Here is a 14872-nt window from a genome sequence, read left to right as displayed (position 1 = left end):
CTTTGCCTAGATTTTCTTTAAAAATTCAGTTTTTAAAACAATAACGCCAAATTTATCTACTCTAGCCTCAATTTCACCTTCTTTAGAAGTGAGCTTAATATTTTTTATAGTAGTTCCACGTTTTAAAGTTGTACTTGCGCCTTTAACCTTAAGATCTTTTATTACACTCACGCTATTACCTGCGTTAAGTTCTGTTCCATTAGCGTCTTTAGCCATTTTTTTCCTTTCTTTGATCTAAAATATTTAAAATTTGCACCACTAAAGCAAAAGCCATAGCAGTATAAATATATGCCTTATCAATATGAATATCAAAACTTTCAGCAACTAAAACTACGCCTATTAACACCAAAAAAGCTAAGGCTAAAATTTTAATGCTTGGATATTTTTCAACAAAATCTGCTATAGGTTTAGAAGCAAAAAGCATCACAGCTACTGCGATAATAACAGCGATAATCATGATGGTTACATCTTGAGCAATTCCTACTGCGGTAATAACACTATCAAGTGAAAATACTATATCAATCACAGCAATTTCAGCTACAACTATCCAAAGTTTATTGCTTGCTTTAAAATGACTTTGACTTTCTTCTTGATGAGAAATTTGCTCTTTAATTTCTTTAATAGACTTTACAATCAAGAAAAGCCCACCTAGTAAAAGAACTAGATCTCTTCCTGAAATTTCATTGCCCAATACACTAAACAAAGGTGTTACAAGTTTCATCACCCAAAAAAGAGATAAAAGAAGTAAAATTCTTGTAATCATTGCAAAAGCTAAACCTAAGATACGTCCTTTATCACGATGTTCAGGGGGTAGTTTGCTTACTAAAATAGCTAAAAAAATGATATTATCTATCCCTAGTACAATTTCAAGAGCACTTAAAGTAGCTAAAGTAATCCAAGCATCAATACTAAATATCCATTCAAACATAAATTTCCTTGAAAATTTTAAAATTTTTTAAAGCGATATTTTATAGTTTTAAAGCAAATACCTTTAATTCTTTAAGAAAAAATTTCAATCACACTTAAGGGTAAAATTTCATGTTCTAGGCTATGAATTTTTTCTTCAAATTCTTCAAAACTCAAATTTCTTTTTTCAAAAGCTTTTTGAGCTATAATCATTCCACCATCAAGTTCTTCACTGACCCAATGCACACTCACACCAGCCACTTTCATATCACTTTCATAACTTTCTTTAATCGCATGTGCTCCTTTAAAAAGGGGTAATAAAGAAGGATGAAGGTTAATTGCCTTAATATTTTTTGTAAAAACAGGACTTAAAATTCTCATAAAACCTGCTAATACAGTAAGATTTGCTCCACTTTCTTTGATTTTTTGTACCAAAATCGTATCAAATTCTTCACGAGTATTATAAGCCTTATGATCAACAATGGCAGTATCAAGACCAAATTTTTTTGCCCTTTGTATACCAAAAGCATCTTTTTTGTTACAAAGGCAAAGTACTACTTCATAGGTATTTTCCCCTATGGTTTTTTTATGAAGTTTTTCTAAAATATTTTCTAAATTACCTCCATTTCCACTAAAAAGTACAGCTAATTTTACAAGCATTTTAATCCTTTGATAAGTTTTAAAGCGTCAAAGCTATTTTTATTAAATTTATATTTTTTTGCAACAAGTCCATGAGCTAAAGTAGCATTTTTTGCTGCTTCTAAAGCGCTAAAACCAAAACCTAAATGTGCAGCAATCATTCCACTTAAAACATCTCCACTCCCACCTTTAGCTAAGGCTTGATTTCCTAAATTTACAACAAATAATTTTTCTTTTTGTGCAATAATAGGATTTGCTCCTTTTAAAACAAGAACACAATCATAATTTTGTGAAAATTTTCTAGCATAGAAAAAGCGATTTTTTTGCAATGTTTCTATATCTAAATTCTCATCAAAGCACATTTTATAAAGTTTTATAAATTCTTTTGGATGAGGGGTTATAACAATATCTTTTCTGTTTAAATACCAAAGCAAAGCTTCACTTAAAAAGCAGTTTGCATCCAAGATCAAAGGAGTGTTTTGCAAAATTTCATCTTTTAGAAAATCCAAATTTTCAAGCCCCATACCTAAAGCAATAGCACTTGCATTATTTTCAATTTTTTCTTTTAACATCAAAAGAGGTGAGAAGCTTTTTTGTGCTACTAAAGAAACAAGACCTGCTCCAAAATTTAAGGCTCCAAGTCCTGCTAAAGTTCCAGCGCTTGCATTGGCAACTATATAAATATGGCCAAAATTTCCTTTATTAGCGTTGATTTTTCTATCTATAGTTTTTAAATCTTTTTTTTCAAGCAAAAAAGCTTGAGAATTAGGGTAAAATTTCTTAGAGCTAATGCCTAAATTGGCTATTTTAATCCTTCCTACAAATTCCTTAGCAAAATCTTCAAGTAAAATTTCCTTTAAAGCTCCCATGCAAAGTGTAATATCAGCTTTAAAACAAGGATAAAATCCCAAATTTGTAGGCATATCACAAGCTATTTTTAAAGCCTTGCTTTGATTAACTTTTTGAATTATTAAACTTGTTTTTTCATCTAAACAACGATTTAAGCCTGTGCCTAAAATACAATCAATAATAATATGAAATTTTTTAAAATTGGGTTCTTTTTTACAAAATTTAAAAGCATAATTTTGTAAAATTTGCTCTTGTTTTTTAAAAAGCGTATTTTCTTTAAAGCCTATTTTATAAGCTTTAGCGTGTTTTAAATTTCTTAAAGCCACCAAGCCATCTGAAGCGTTGTTACCCCCGCCTAATAAAAAAAGTATTTTTACTTTTTTAATCTTGCGTTGAATGCAGATTTTTTTAGCTTCTTTTTTAATCAGCTTGGCTAAATTTAATCCTGCATTTTCCATTAAAATAAGCTCATCTAAGCCTTTATTTATAGCATTTTGTTCTAAAATTTTTATATTATCAATAATAGCTTTCATAATCTTTTTTCACCAAAAAATATATATTTTTTTCTCTTTCTTCTTCAAATTTTTTCATTTTAGGTAAAAATTTCTGGATCAAAGCACGAAAATTCTTAAAACCATAATTTTGCGGATGAAAATCTGAGTATTTGCGGTTCATATTAGTGCGGATTTGTGCGTATTCGGCACGCCCTTTTTCATCGATAAGCTGTTCGGTGATATTGATTAAAGCTCTTAAATAATCCTTACTTAAAATATCTTCTTTTTTACTCTCATCTTTATCTAAATAAAAAAATTCACTAAAAGCATTTACATAGGATTTTATAGACTTTTCAAGCCCCATTCCTATAACTTGTTTTTTATTTTCTCTTAATTTTTGAATAAGTGAAGTATAATCACTATCGCTTGAAACAATAACAAAAATATCTATGTTTTTTTCATAAAATATAGACATGATTTCAGTGATTAAATACATATCGCTTGAGTTTTTATTGGCTGCAAAATTAAATTGTTGCATAGCGATTAAAGAATATTCAGCAATTTGCTCTCTCCAACCTTGTATATTTTTTTGAGTCCAGTCTCCATAAATGCGTTTAATGATAACCTCTCCGTAATCTGAAGCAATATCAAAAATACTTTTAGCATATTTTGCAGGGATATTTTCTGCATCTATAAAGATAGCTATACTTTTATTTTCCATTTTAACTCCTTGCTCTAAAGCTTAAAGCTTCTAAAATATGGGTTTTGTTAATATTAAAACTTTGTTCTAAATCCGCTATACTTCTTGAAACTTTTAAAATTTTATTGAGCGATCGCAAAGAAAGATTATAACGTGAAATTGCTAAATCTAGCGTATCTTTAGCATCTTTTTCCAATACACAAAAACGACTTAAATCTTCATCTTTTAATTTCCCATTAAATTCTTTTTGCCCTCGTTTTTTACCAAAAATAAAAGCTTGCAAAATTTTTTCACTCATTTCTTTAGAACTTATACTTGTTTTATCATCCTTACTAATCTCATCCATAGCTACATAAAGATCAATCCTATCCATAATAGGAGCTGAAATGTGATTTTTGTATTTTTTAATCTCATTTTCACTACAAACACAAGAAAGATTTTTAGAAAATAAATTTCCGCAAGGACAAGGATTTTGAGCAGCTATAAAGCTAAATTTTGTTTCATAAGTGATTTTGGAATTTACTCTTGAAATATGAATTTTATGATCCTCTAAAGGCTCTCTTAAACTCTCTATGATTTGCTTGTTAAAATGTGGAAATTCGTCAAAAAACAATACTCCACCATTTGCAAGTGCGACTTCTCCAATTCTAGCATTTTTTGTTCCTCCGCCAAAAATACTTGCTCTTGTAGAAGTATGATGAGGATGACGAAAAGCACGAATTTTAGTAAATTCACAATCTTTTGAATCTAAAGACATATAAGCATTTTGCATTAAAATTTCACTTAAACTTTGAGGAGGCATGATATAAACAAGGCGTTTAGCACACATACTTTTACCACTTCCTGGACTTCCTTCAAATAAGATATTATGCATACCTAAAGCAGCTATCATACAAGCTCTTTTAGCCTTTTCCTGCCCTTTGATGTCTTTAAAATCAAGTTTAAAATCCATATTTTGTAAAAAAATTTCATTTTCTATTTGCAAAGGGTTTGTAAATAAAGGATGATTGTGCGAGAAGTGAAAATTTTCATAATTTTTTTCTTTAAAAAACTCTATTGCTTCATTTAAATTTTCAAGTCCATAAACCTCCAAATTTGGTATCATGGAAGCTTTTTGCGCTATGCTTTTTGGAACAACGATTTTAGCTTTTTTAATTTTAGCAGAGAGAAACAAAAGTAAAGAAAAAAGCTCATTTGTGCTTTTAATACTTCCATCAAGTCCTAATTCTCCTACTACAAAAAAGTCATCTAATTCTTCATTTTGCAAAAGGATTAATAAAGCAATAGCCAAATCAAAATGCGATCCCTTTTTTGGGATGCCTGAAGGACTAAGATTGATAGTAATTTTTTTAGCAGGAAAAGCAAAATCACAACTTAAAAGCGTGGCTTTGATGCGTTCGATACTTTCCTTAATCGCTGCACTTGCAAGTCCTACTATGCTTAAATTTGGCAAACCTCTTGTAAAAGTGGATTCTACCTCTATAATGTCTAAGCCTTCATGAAAGCTTATGCACTTTAGTTTTTTCATTTCTCTTTTTTATGATTTTTCTTCTTTTTCTTAAATTCTTTATCGAATTTTTGACGCTTAGCAAAAGAAATTTTTTCTATAAATAAATGTCCATTTAAATGATCATTTTCGTGTTGAATGGCCACAGCTAAAAAACCTTTTGCTTCAAGCTCTTTAAATTCTCCAAAGCGATCTTGATATTTAAGTAAGATATGATTATAGCGTTTTACTTCTTCGAAAAAATCTGGCACACTCAAACACCCTTCTGTGCAAGTGATCATTTCTTCATCTAAAGGAATAATTTCAGGATTAATAATCTCTAGCAAATCTTCTTTTTTTTGTTCATCATTTTCATCAAAAATATTCACAAGTAAAGCACGCAAAGGAATATCCACTTGAATAGCTGCTAAACCTACTCCATTACTTGCTATCATAGTTTCATACATATCATCAAGCAAGGTGTGAAGTTCTGTATCAAATTTATTTACAATTTCAGAGTTTAAAAAAAGTCTAGGATTAGGATAAGTGATAATTTTTCTAACCATTAAAAAACCTTTGTTTTAAATGATCTCCAAAGAAATCATTTAAAACTTTTTTCCAAAACCTTATCAATCAGTCCATATTCTTTAGCTTCTTGTGCTGACATGAAAAAATCTCTTTCTGTATCTTTTGCTATTTTTGTAACTTTTTGCTTAGTATTTTTTGCCAAAATATCATTAAGTATAGTTTTAAGTCTTAAAATTTCTTTAGCTTGAATTTCAATATCTGTGGCTTGACCTCTAGCTCCACCTAAAGGTTGATGAATCATAATGCGTGAATTAGGCAAAGCAAAACGTTTTCCTTCTGCGCCACAACTAAGCAAAAATGCTCCCATAGAAGCAGCTTGTCCTATGCAAATCGTACAAACATCAGGTTTGATATAGTTCATAGTATCATAAATACTAAAACCACTTGTAATGACACCGCCTGGAGAATTAATATAAAGATAAATATCTTTTGTAGGATCTTCAGCTTCTAAAAAAAGAAGTTGTGCTACGATAGAAGCAGCAAGTTCATCATGAATTTCGCCACTTAGCATAATAATTCTATCTTTTAAAAGGCGTGAATAAATGTCATAACTTCTTTCACCACGACTGGATTTTTCAATAACATAAGGAATAAACATTATTTATCTTCTTTCTCTTTTTTGCTCGCTTTTTCCGATTTTTCTGTTTTTGGCATAAAAATATCATTAAAAAGTTTTTCTTCAATTAAAGCCATTTTCACAGCAGGTAAAGCTCCTTGTTTTTTATAGTTTTCTAAATGCTCTTTTGGATTCATACCATAGCGATATGCTTCAAAATAAATCGCTTGGATCAATTCTTGATCATTTACTTCAATCTTACGCAATTTTGCAAGCTCATCAATAATAAAAGTAAGTTTTACACTTTTTTGCGCTTCTTCTTTAAAAGAATCACGTTTTTCTTGATATTTTTCTTTACTTGCTTTAAGCTCTTCAATTTCTTTTTCACTAAAAGTATTAAAAGCTGCACGCATTTGCATATCAGTTTCTTGTTCTACTATCCCTTTAGGTAAATCAAAATTATATTTTTCAATCAAAGCATCTGCAAATTTACCTTTTAATTCGTCATTTACAAGTTTAAAAAGTTTTTCATTTTTGATTTGCTCTTTTAATTTTTCATCTAAAACTTCAACACTAGTTTTTTCTTCTCCTGGTAAAAGTTTTTTAAGCATTTCATCATCAAGCTCTGGAATTTTAAGCTCTTGAATTTCATGTAGTTTTACTTTAAATACCGCATCTTTACCCGCTAAATGCGCTGCACCGTATTCTTTAGGGAAAGTTACTTTGATATCTTTTTCTTCACCTATTTTCATTCCTATCATACCATCTTCAAAACCTGGAATAAATTGCTTAGAACCAATTTCTAAAACATAATTTTCAGCTTTACCACCTTCAAAAGCTTTATCATCTACAAAACCTTCAAAATCAAATTTTGCAAAATCACCTTCTTTTAAAGCTCTTTTTGTTTTTATAGCTTCAGGAGTAGCAAAACGCTTTAAAAGTTCGTCTTTTTTCTCATCAATTTCTTTTTTACTTACTTTTGGAGTTTGATATTCAGGGATGAGTTTTTCATAACCCTCAAGTTTAATTTCAGGTTTAAAAGAAAGTATTAACTCAGCAATAATTTCTCCATCTTTACGATCAAATTTTTCAAAATATGGCTCACCTACAAGCTCTTTACTTTCTTTTTTAAGTTCTTGTAAAGCACTATTTACAGCAGATTTAAAAAGATTTTGTTCCGCGTCTTGAGTGAGTTCTCTTTCATATCTTTTAAGCACAGCACTTACAGGAACTTTTCCTGGTCTAAACCCATCCATTTTTACGCTTTTAGAAGCTTTTTTTGCTAAATTTTCTACTTCATTTTTAATGATTCCTGAAGGAATTTTTACACTAGCAGTCGCATTAACAGAATCTAGTTGCTTTGCCTTTACTTCCATAGTTTTTTTCCTTATAAAATAAAATTTGCTTTCAATCATAGCAAATTTTTCCTTATTACTTGCATAAAATTTTAAAGTAATTTATGATAAAATTGCAATATTACATTATTATTAAAATAATAAAAATATTTTTGGAGAAAAGTTTGCAAAAAAAATTTGAAGATTGTGTTAAAACTATGCTTGAAATTATAGGAGAAAATCCAAATCGTGAAGGACTGATTAAAACACCAAATCGTGTTTTTAAAGCTTATGAATTTCTTACTAGTGGTTATACGCAAAATGTCAAAGATATTTTAAATAATGCTTTATTTGAAAGCTCTAATAATGAAATGGTTTTGGTGCGTGATATAGAATTTTACAGTCTTTGCGAACATCATCTTTTACCTTTTTTTGGGCGTGCTCATGTAGCCTATATCCCTAATAAAAAAGTAGTAGGTTTAAGCAAAATTCCACGCCTTGTAGAAGTGTTTGCAAGAAGACTTCAAATTCAAGAACAACTTACCGAACAAATCGCACAAGCTTTAATGGAAAATGTCGATGCAAAAGGTGTGGGTGTAGTCATAGAAGCAAGACATATGTGTGTTGAAATGCGTGGAGTACAAAAAGCTAATTCCACCACTACAACTTCAGCTTTGCGTGGAATTTTCTTGAAAAATGAAAAAACTAGAGAGGAATTTTTTTCTCTCATAAACTCTGCTAAACAGGTAAGATTTTAATGAATCTTGAAAAACTACGTTCCAAACTTGGTAAAGAAAATTTAAGTGCTATTTTTGGAGAGATTACAAAAATTTCTGCTACAAGTATAGAAATTCGTGGGCTTAAAACAGGGGTTGGAGATATAGTGAAGTTAGTTTCCAATGAAAATGAAAATTTAAACACTCTAGCTATGGTTGTAGAAATCAAAGAACAATTTAGCTATTTAAGCCCTTTTTCTTTTATAGAAGGTTTTAAAATAGGCGATCGTGCTTTCATAAGTGATGCAGGTATGCAAATAGGCGTTAGCGATGAACTTTTAGGCAGGGTAGTAGATCCTTTTATGCGTCCAAAAGATGGTAAAGGAGCTATAGAAGTAAGTAAATATATGCCTATAATGCGTGCACCTATTGATGCGATGAAAAGAGGGCTTATAGAAGAAGTTTTTCCTGTTGGGGTTAAAACCATAGATGCACTTTTAACTTGTGGTGTAGGGCAAAAACTTGGTATTTTTGCAGGAAGCGGAGTGGGAAAATCCACTCTTATGGGAATGATAGTTAAAAATTCCAAAGCTCCTATAAAAGTAGTGGCACTCATAGGAGAAAGGGGGCGTGAAATTCCTGAATTTATACAAAAAAATTTAGGTGGAAAGCTCGATGATACAGTGATTATTGTTGCTACAAGTGATGATAGTGCTTTAATGCGTAAATACGGTGCTTTTTGCGCAATGAGTGTGGCAGAGTACTTTAAAGAACAAGGTAAAGATGTACTTTTTATCATGGATAGTGTAACACGTTTTGCTATGGCGCAAAGAGAAATAGGACTAGCTCTTGGGGAGCCTCCTACAACCAAAGGTTATCCACCAAGTGTTTTAAGTCTTTTGCCTCAACTCATGGAAAGAACGGGTAAAGAAGAAGGTAAAGGCACTATAACGGCCTTTTTTACCGTTTTGGTGGATGGCGATGATATGAGTGATCCAATCGCCGATCAAAGTCGTTCTATCTTAGATGGACACATTGTTTTAAGTCGTGAATTAACAGACTTTGGAATTTATCCTCCTATCAATATACAAAACTCCGCTTCAAGGGTAATGAGCGATATTATAAGTCCTGAGCATAAACTTTGGGCAAGAAAATTTAAGCGTTTAAACTCGCTTTTAAAAGAAAATGAAGTATTGCTTCGCATCGGCGCCTATCAAAAAGGAAGTGATAAAGAACTTGATGAAGCTATTTCTAAAAAAGAATTTATGCAAAAATTCTTAGGGCAAAATCCTGAAGAAAGTTTTGAATTTAATCAAACTTTAGAGCTTTTAAGTCAAATTGATACACCAAATACTCCTTTGCCACCAACTCAAAATATAAATGTAGGAAGTGCAAGTGCAACCTTGCCTAATCCTAATTTAAAATAAAATTATTTAATAAAATAATCTCCATCAAAACTGATTAAAGAATATTTCCTTTCATCGCCTATGCTTTGGGTTAATTCTTCTATGCTTAAAAAACTTAGCGTATCAGCTTCTACATATTCACGCACTTCTTCAGTATTTTTATTTGCGCTGATAAGTTCTTCAAAAGTTGGAGTATCTATGCCATAAGTATCAGGAAATTTGATCTCAGGACAAGCTATGGCAAGATGGATTTTGCTTGCTCCTGCAGCACGAAGCAAAGAAATTATTTTTTTAGAAGTAGTGCCACGCACCAAGCTATCATCAATGACTACAATTTCTTTACCTTCTAAAACTTTACGCATAGGATTAAGCTTTAATTTTACTTTTAAATTTCTAAGCTCTTGAGTTGGCTCTATAAAGGTTCTTCCTACATAATGATTTCTTACTATTGCCATTTCAAGAGGGATTTGTAAATATTGTGCAAAACCTATAGCTGCACTTACTCCACTATCTGGCACGGGAACAACAAAGTCTGCTTTATAAGTAAATTTTTTAGCTAAAGTTTCACCCATTTTTTTACGCACTTCATACACGCTTTTGCCTTCTACTATGCTATCAGGTCTAGCAAAATAAATGTATTCAAAAGCACAAATTCTAGGAGTTGGAGAAAAAAGTTCTATGCTTTCAAATTTATCATTTCCTTGAGTAAAAATAAGCATTTCCCCTGGTTTAACATCACGAATAAATTCAGCCTCTATAAGATCAAAAGCGCAAGTTTCACTAGCAACTATATAGCCTCCATCTTTTAAACGGCCTAAAGATAAAGGACGCACCCCATGAGGATCTCTTACAACATAAAGTTTATCTTTGCTTGCTAAAACAAAACAATAAGCCCCTATACATTCTTTTAAACTCTCAATAAATCTATCTTTTAGGCTTTCTTGTTTACTTCTTGCAATAAGATGAACAACATTTTCTGTATCCATATTGGTTTGAAAAATAGCCCCATCTTGAATAAGTCTTGATCTTACTTCTTCTTTATTGACTAAATTTCCATTATGTGCTAAAGCAATATCACCTAAAACTGAAGTAGCCACTATGGGCTGAGCATCGTTTAAACTTGAATTTCCTGCTGTAGAATAGCGATTATGCCCTATAGCGATTTCACCTTCTAAAGTTTTTAGATTATCAGGATTAAAAATTTGACTCACTTCACCTTTAGCTTTAATAGTCTTAATATTTTTACCATTACTCACACTAATACCACTTGCTTCTTGCCCACGGTGTTGCATAGCAAAAAGCGCATAATACGCATAAGTGCTAGCATTTTTTGAATTGATAACTCCTACAACTGCACACATTTTAAATTCCTAAAAAATCATTGATTGAATACATTTTTGCTTCTTGCTTACTAAGCCAAATAGCGATTTTAATCGCACCTTTAGCAAAAGTCGCCCTTGAAGTAGCGGTATGATTAAGTTCTAAAAATTCCCCATCTTCATAAAAACCTACTGTATGACGTCCTACTATATCGCCACCCCTTAAACTCATCACGGCAATCTCATCTTTGCTTCTTTCACCTATAATGCCATCTCTTCCACTTACTCTTACTTTTTCAAGTTCTAAATTTCTAGCTTTTGCTACACTTTGGGCTAAAGTCATAGCCGTACCACTTGGTGCATCTTTTTTATGGCGATGATGCATTTCTAAAATTTCTATATCAAAATTTCTTAGCATTTGACTGGCTTTACTAGCAAGATAGTTTAAAACTGCAACACCTAAAGACATATTGGTCGCATAAAAAATCGGCATCACTTCACTAGCACTTTGCATCAAATGTAAAATTTTCTCATCAAGTCCTGTTGTACCTATTACCAAAGGTTTAGGCATAGTTCTTGCATAATTTAAAAGCTCATGAGTTCCACTTGGGGAAGAAAAATCAATAATCACATCGCTTTTTTCAAAAAGCTCTTCTAAATTTCCACCCTTATTATAAAGTATCGAAATTTGTGCTTGCGTTTCGCTTTTTAAACATTCTTCAATCTGTTTTCCCATGCGTCCTTTAGCGCCATAAATTCCTATTTTAATCATCTTTTTCCTTGAAAATAAAATATTGATTTTAGCATTTATTTTGTAAATTTTAAATAATAAAATTAAGCTTTATAATTTTTTAATTTATATAAATTATCTAACAATTTTGCTTCTTCTCCTAAGCCCTTGCTATGATAAAATTTTAAATTTTTACTAAGATATTTTTGCTCTACCCAGCCACCAAAATCATGTGGATAAAGATAGTTTTGTTTTTCTTGATGATTGTTGTTAAGATAATTAGGTATTTCTAAAGCTTCATTATTTTTTACATAGTTTAAAGCTTCATTGATAGCTTTGTAGCTTGCATTAGATTTGATTGTGCTTGCTAAATAAACTACGCATTGGGCTAGGATAATTCTTGCTTCAGGATAACCTATATTTTTAACAGCCTCTAGAGTCGAAACCGCTAAATTTAAAGCATTTGGATCGGCATTTCCGACATCTTCACTTGAAAAAATCACCAAACGCCTAGCGATAAAATCCGCACTTTCTCCTGCATCAATAAGTCTTGCAAGATAATAAATAGCTGCATCAACGTCACTTCCGCGTAAACTTTTTATCATTGCACTTGCTAAAATATAATGTGTATCTTTTGAGCTAACACCTTCACTATTTATGGTGTTGCGAAGTTTTTTAAGATTTTCAAGACTGATATGTTTTTCATCTAAAACCAAGACAAATTCAAGCAAATTTAGCATAGCTCTTGCATCAGCACTTTTAAGTAGAAAATCTTTAGCTTCTTTATCAATACTAAATTTCATTTTTTCTTGTACACGCAAAAGTAAAGTTTCAAGTTCCTTTACCCCTAAAGATTTAAATTCGAAAAGCATGGAACGACTTCTTATGCCAGAACTTAAAACAAAATAGGGATTTTCAGTGCTTGCGCCGATTAAAATTAAACGGTAATTTTCCATAGGAATTAAAAGCATTTCTTGTTGGGTTTTGCTAAGGCGGTGAATTTCATCAATAAAAATTAAAGGCTTATAAAGACTATTTTTATAATTATCTAAAATTTTTCTTAGTTCTTCGAGTTTAAAATTTCCTCCATCAAATTCATAAAAATCTAAGCCAAATTCTTTGGCTACAACTCTAGCAAAAGTTGTTTTTCCAGAACCTGCTGTTCCAAAAAAAATACTATGAGGAAGTTTTTGTAAAGCAGTAAATTTTTTGAAAATTTCTATAAGCTCATATTGTCCTAAAATATCATCAAAATTTTCAGGGCGAAAGGTTAAAGCTAGGCTCATTAATTTAAATCCATATTTGAAAATTCACTACCATTAATTTTTAGCTGAGGATTGGCTAAGCTATCATAAGATAAATTTAGAAAAAAGTTATTATTTTCTTTTAAAAAATATTGATTTAAACCTCCATAATCCTTTGTCCAAGGAAAAATTTCATCTGGCTCATCTGAACTGATAACTTGTAATTTTGCTTGATAAGAGTTGTTAATATTTAAATTGCCTTGTAGACTGATATTTTGTTTATTTTTTTCAAGAATTAAATTTTGTATTTTTAGATCAAGATTTTTTTGAATAAAATGAGAGATATTGAAATTTGAGTTAAGAAATTTATTTATGGTTATGTTAAATTTTGTTTTGTTAAAATTCAAATTCTGACCCAATAAAGATTTAAGATCAATATTAATTTCATTGGATTTTCCTTGTATGTTTAAGTTTATTGCTGAATTTTCTTCATTAAAATTTACTTGGTTTTTGCTATAAAAAGAATTGATTTTATTGTTATCTAGCACAAGATAATCAAAGTTGATCTCTTGTTGGCTATCGCTAAATAAATTTAACTCATAAAATTGTACAGGATTGTTAAAAAATTGTTCGTAATTTAAATTTTGCAATACAAATTTAGTATAAAATTGAGAAAAATCAATCATATCAAAATGTATTTTAATGTTTTTAATTTCTAAATTTTTATTCATTAAAGCTTCAATATATCCGCCGTTTATGATGGTATCTCCACCTTCATTGCTTAAATTTATATCTTTAATATTTAGAAATATTTTAGAGTTGTTATCGTGTAATTTAAGAGTAAAAGTTCCTAATTTATTGTTTTTTAATGCTTCATCTAAAAAATCAAAAGGATTTGTAAAATTTCCTTTTATAATTTTATTTAAGAAAAAATAATTATTAAATTTAAGGTTGATTTTGGTTGAAAGCTGTGTATGAGAGTGATTTAAAGTAAAACTTCCTTTAGAAGTTAAAAAACCTTTTTTGAAGTAAATATCTGTAATTGTATAATCAGGATTGCTGTTTTTAATAAATTTATTAAATAAAAGTTCGTTAGTGTATCCTATATAAAATATATGAATAATAAAACCTAATATAAAACAAAAAACAATAAAAATCCATTTTTTCATTATTTGCCTTAGATGAAAATATAAGTGTTATTTTATAAATTGCTTGTTAAAAAAGAGTTTAAATTTTTATTTAAGAGTGATGAAGTAGTTTAGTAAAGAATGATTTTTATAAATCCCTTGTTAAGGGATTTATATTAATAAGCTTTTTTATAACATTGAATTTCAATTTTTCTAGCTACTGGAATAGCCTGAGTATTTGGCGTAGCAGGTGTTCCATAAGAAATTTTACTTTCTAAAAAATTTCCAACCTTTAAATCTTTAAAAGTTCCATCTTTATCTGTTCCAAAAATACCACAATCATCCATTTCTATTTCGGTATTTGGTAGAACTTTTATAGCCATTTGTCCGCCATAAATCGAGTCAATAAGCAAGGTTTTATTGTTATCATAAATTTGTGCAATAGTACCTTCAAGTTTTAGACTATCTGCAAAAAGCATTGAGCTAGCTAAAAGTGCTGATGCAAATAAAATACTTTTTTTCATAATTATTTCTCCTTCAATGTAAAGTGATAACATTATAAACTTTTTAAGTGAAGTGAATGTGAAGTTAAAATTTTGACTTTTTAGTTTTGATAATATTATGCAACTTATTATATTTTGACTATCGTTACTTCTAGTTGTAAATTTAAAAGAGTGAATACTTTATCAAAAATAATTAAAAATTATTTTTTTATTCTTGTTTAAAATGGTTACATTAAAAAATATATTTTTTCCAAAAAGCTATAAATTTAAACACA

Annotated in this window: 16 protein-coding genes; 2 read left to right on the top strand and 14 right to left on the bottom strand. The window is 30.1% G+C overall.

What is annotated here, in order from left to right; translation table 11 throughout:
* Nucleotides 1-6 precede the first annotated feature (6 nt).
* The 9 genes from AJ932_RS01725 to tig all read right to left on the bottom strand — a co-directional run bounded on the left by AJ932_RS01725 (nt 7) and on the right by tig (nt 7594).
* Nucleotides 7-216: an alkylphosphonate utilization protein gene (locus tag AJ932_RS01725; RefSeq protein WP_002854471.1), complete on the bottom strand. Its 210-nt coding sequence runs from the start codon at nt 214-216 to the stop codon at nt 7-9.
* Complete coding sequence (locus AJ932_RS01720; protein ID WP_002851673.1) at nt 209-928, bottom strand: TerC family protein; 720 nt, start codon at nt 926-928, stop codon at nt 209-211. The genes AJ932_RS01725 and AJ932_RS01720 overlap by 8 nt, the downstream gene beginning before the upstream one ends.
* 71 nt (nt 929-999) lie before the next feature.
* Complete coding sequence (gene purN, locus AJ932_RS01715) at nt 1000-1566, bottom strand: phosphoribosylglycinamide formyltransferase (protein ID WP_002854200.1); 567 nt, start codon at nt 1564-1566, stop codon at nt 1000-1002.
* Nucleotides 1557-2927: a bifunctional ADP-dependent NAD(P)H-hydrate dehydratase/NAD(P)H-hydrate epimerase gene (locus AJ932_RS01710; protein WP_070276464.1), complete on the bottom strand. Its 1371-nt coding sequence runs from the start codon at nt 2925-2927 to the stop codon at nt 1557-1559. Before AJ932_RS01710 ends, purN begins: the two co-directional genes overlap by 10 nt.
* On the bottom strand, nt 2911-3609 hold the full coding sequence (locus AJ932_RS01705; protein WP_002826913.1) for an NYN domain-containing protein: 699 nt from the start codon (nt 3607-3609) through the stop codon (nt 2911-2913). The genes AJ932_RS01710 and AJ932_RS01705 overlap by 17 nt, the downstream gene beginning before the upstream one ends.
* Nucleotide 3610: 1 nt before the next feature.
* Nucleotides 3611-5116 (bottom strand): YifB family Mg chelatase-like AAA ATPase, encoded by a 1506-nt coding sequence (locus AJ932_RS01700; RefSeq protein WP_070233481.1) that lies wholly within the window; start codon nt 5114-5116, stop codon nt 3611-3613.
* Nucleotides 5113-5640, bottom strand: a complete 528-nt coding sequence (gene def, locus AJ932_RS01695; protein WP_002861002.1) for a peptide deformylase — start codon at nt 5638-5640, stop codon at nt 5113-5115. Before def ends, AJ932_RS01700 begins: the two co-directional genes overlap by 4 nt.
* Before the next feature lie 35 nt (nt 5641-5675).
* A complete protein-coding gene (gene clpP / locus AJ932_RS01690) occupies nt 5676-6260 on the bottom strand; it encodes an ATP-dependent Clp endopeptidase proteolytic subunit ClpP (RefSeq protein WP_002861003.1) in 585 nt (194 codons plus the stop codon).
* Nucleotides 6260-7594 (bottom strand): trigger factor, encoded by a 1335-nt coding sequence (gene tig, locus AJ932_RS01685; RefSeq protein WP_070233492.1) that lies wholly within the window; start codon nt 7592-7594, stop codon nt 6260-6262. The genes clpP and tig overlap by 1 nt, the downstream gene beginning before the upstream one ends.
* Nucleotides 7595-7737: 143 nt before the next feature.
* Here tig and folE point away from each other — a divergent pair, with 143 nt between their 5' ends.
* Both folE and fliI read left to right on the top strand, forming a co-directional pair.
* A complete protein-coding gene (gene folE / locus AJ932_RS01680) occupies nt 7738-8310 on the top strand; it encodes a GTP cyclohydrolase I FolE (RefSeq protein ID WP_002880936.1) in 573 nt (190 codons plus the stop codon).
* Nucleotides 8310-9695 (top strand): flagellar protein export ATPase FliI, encoded by a 1386-nt coding sequence (fliI, locus tag AJ932_RS01675; protein ID WP_002854283.1) that lies wholly within the window; start codon nt 8310-8312, stop codon nt 9693-9695. Before folE ends, fliI begins: the two co-directional genes overlap by 1 nt.
* A 2-nt stretch (nt 9696-9697) precedes the next feature.
* Here fliI and purF read toward each other — a convergent pair whose 3' ends face one another.
* The 5 genes from purF to AJ932_RS01650 all read right to left on the bottom strand — a co-directional run bounded on the left by purF (nt 9698) and on the right by AJ932_RS01650 (nt 14618).
* A complete protein-coding gene (gene purF / locus AJ932_RS01670) occupies nt 9698-11035 on the bottom strand; it encodes an amidophosphoribosyltransferase (RefSeq protein ID WP_070233480.1) in 1338 nt (445 codons plus the stop codon).
* Between the two features lies 1 nt (nt 11036).
* Complete coding sequence (gene dapB / locus AJ932_RS01665) at nt 11037-11765, bottom strand: 4-hydroxy-tetrahydrodipicolinate reductase (RefSeq protein WP_002861007.1); 729 nt, start codon at nt 11763-11765, stop codon at nt 11037-11039.
* Nucleotides 11766-11827: 62 nt separating this feature from the next.
* On the bottom strand, nt 11828-13009 hold the full coding sequence (locus AJ932_RS01660; RefSeq protein WP_002861008.1) for a replication-associated recombination protein A: 1182 nt from the start codon (nt 13007-13009) through the stop codon (nt 11828-11830).
* Complete coding sequence (locus AJ932_RS01655; protein WP_070278510.1) at nt 13009-14136, bottom strand: hypothetical protein; 1128 nt, start codon at nt 14134-14136, stop codon at nt 13009-13011. Before AJ932_RS01655 ends, AJ932_RS01660 begins: the two co-directional genes overlap by 1 nt.
* Nucleotides 14137-14270: 134 nt before the next feature.
* Nucleotides 14271-14618: a hypothetical protein gene (locus AJ932_RS01650; RefSeq protein ID WP_002915799.1), complete on the bottom strand. Its 348-nt coding sequence runs from the start codon at nt 14616-14618 to the stop codon at nt 14271-14273.
* Nucleotides 14619-14872 lie beyond the last annotated feature (254 nt).

The sequence above is a fragment of the Campylobacter sp. BCW_6873 genome, assembly GCF_001762365.1.
GTDB lineage: Bacteria > Campylobacterota > Campylobacteria > Campylobacterales > Campylobacteraceae > Campylobacter_D > Campylobacter_D jejuni.
The sequence above is the reverse complement of the archived record's forward strand: the minus strand, read 5'-3'. Positions and strand labels throughout refer to the sequence as shown.

What these genes read in the sequence shown, in the direction of transcription:
- AJ932_RS01725 (WP_002854471.1), bottom strand. Translation starts at nt 216, where the DNA reads ATGGCTAAAGACGCTAATGGAACAGAACTTAACGCAGGTAATAGCGTG.
- AJ932_RS01720 (WP_002851673.1), bottom strand. Translation starts at nt 928, where the DNA reads ATGTTTGAATGGATATTTAGTATTGATGCTTGGATTACTTTAGCTACT.
- purN (WP_002854200.1), bottom strand. Translation starts at nt 1,566, where the DNA reads ATGCTTGTAAAATTAGCTGTACTTTTTAGTGGAAATGGAGGTAATTTA.
- AJ932_RS01710 (WP_070276464.1), bottom strand. Translation starts at nt 2,927, where the DNA reads ATGAAAGCTATTATTGATAATATAAAAATTTTAGAACAAAATGCTATA.
- AJ932_RS01705 (WP_002826913.1), bottom strand. Translation starts at nt 3,609, where the DNA reads ATGGAAAATAAAAGTATAGCTATCTTTATAGATGCAGAAAATATCCCT.
- AJ932_RS01700 (WP_070233481.1), bottom strand. Translation starts at nt 5,116, where the DNA reads ATGAAAAAACTAAAGTGCATAAGCTTTCATGAAGGCTTAGACATTATA.
- def (WP_002861002.1), bottom strand. Translation starts at nt 5,640, where the DNA reads ATGGTTAGAAAAATTATCACTTATCCTAATCCTAGACTTTTTTTAAAC.
- clpP (WP_002861003.1), bottom strand. Translation starts at nt 6,260, where the DNA reads ATGTTTATTCCTTATGTTATTGAAAAATCCAGTCGTGGTGAAAGAAGT.
- tig (WP_070233492.1), bottom strand. Translation starts at nt 7,594, where the DNA reads ATGGAAGTAAAGGCAAAGCAACTAGATTCTGTTAATGCGACTGCTAGT.
- fliI (WP_002854283.1), top strand. Translation starts at nt 8,310, where the DNA reads ATGAATCTTGAAAAACTACGTTCCAAACTTGGTAAAGAAAATTTAAGT.
- purF (WP_070233480.1), bottom strand. Translation starts at nt 11,035, where the DNA reads ATGTGTGCAGTTGTAGGAGTTATCAATTCAAAAAATGCTAGCACTTAT.
- dapB (WP_002861007.1), bottom strand. Translation starts at nt 11,765, where the DNA reads ATGATTAAAATAGGAATTTATGGCGCTAAAGGACGCATGGGAAAACAG.
- AJ932_RS01660 (WP_002861008.1), bottom strand. Translation starts at nt 13,009, where the DNA reads ATGAGCCTAGCTTTAACCTTTCGCCCTGAAAATTTTGATGATATTTTA.
- AJ932_RS01655 (WP_070278510.1), bottom strand. Translation starts at nt 14,136, where the DNA reads ATGAAAAAATGGATTTTTATTGTTTTTTGTTTTATATTAGGTTTTATT.
- AJ932_RS01650 (WP_002915799.1), bottom strand. Translation starts at nt 14,618, where the DNA reads ATGAAAAAAAGTATTTTATTTGCATCAGCACTTTTAGCTAGCTCAATG.